Genomic DNA, 396 nt, shown 5'->3' with positions numbered 1-396 from the left:
GCTTGTACATGTTCCGCAACGGCTTGTTCTTGAGTTAGGCTGAGTAAGTCAGCCTGACGAAGAACGGTTGGGAGGTTGGTGAGTCCCAAATTAGTTGCAGCCTTCTATTGAAGGGATTGCGCTTGAGGCTGATAGTGAACATGACCAACCAGTATCTGCACTCCTTGTCATGGTCATACTGTCACCATCAAGGCTACCGTCTACAAACGAAAATGAAATGGTAGTTCCTGAAGCTGAGATAGTCCCTAGAGTGTTTGAGCTAGCTGAAATCCCCAATGCACTAACGCCGCCACTAATGCTGCCTTCCTCTTGGATTAGTAATTCAGCTGGTGTAATTAGTGCTTTTAGTGTTGCTAATGCTGAAGATGCTTGGCTTTTTGATACATAGTCTTTGTA

General features: G+C 45.2%; 1 protein-coding gene. It reads right to left on the bottom strand.

Features of this window, described 5'->3' with window-relative positions:
* Positions 1-90: 90 nt before the first annotated feature.
* Positions 91-396, bottom strand: a 306-nt coding sequence (locus tag AB4486_RS24145; RefSeq protein WP_372119162.1) for a pilin, incomplete at its 5' end; no start/stop codon positions are given.

The organism is Vibrio sp. 10N.222.55.C6, assembly GCF_041473395.1.
Taxonomy (GTDB): Bacteria; Pseudomonadota; Gammaproteobacteria; order Enterobacterales; family Vibrionaceae; genus Vibrio; species Vibrio crassostreae_C.
This window is presented reverse-complemented; position numbering and strand designations above follow the sequence as displayed.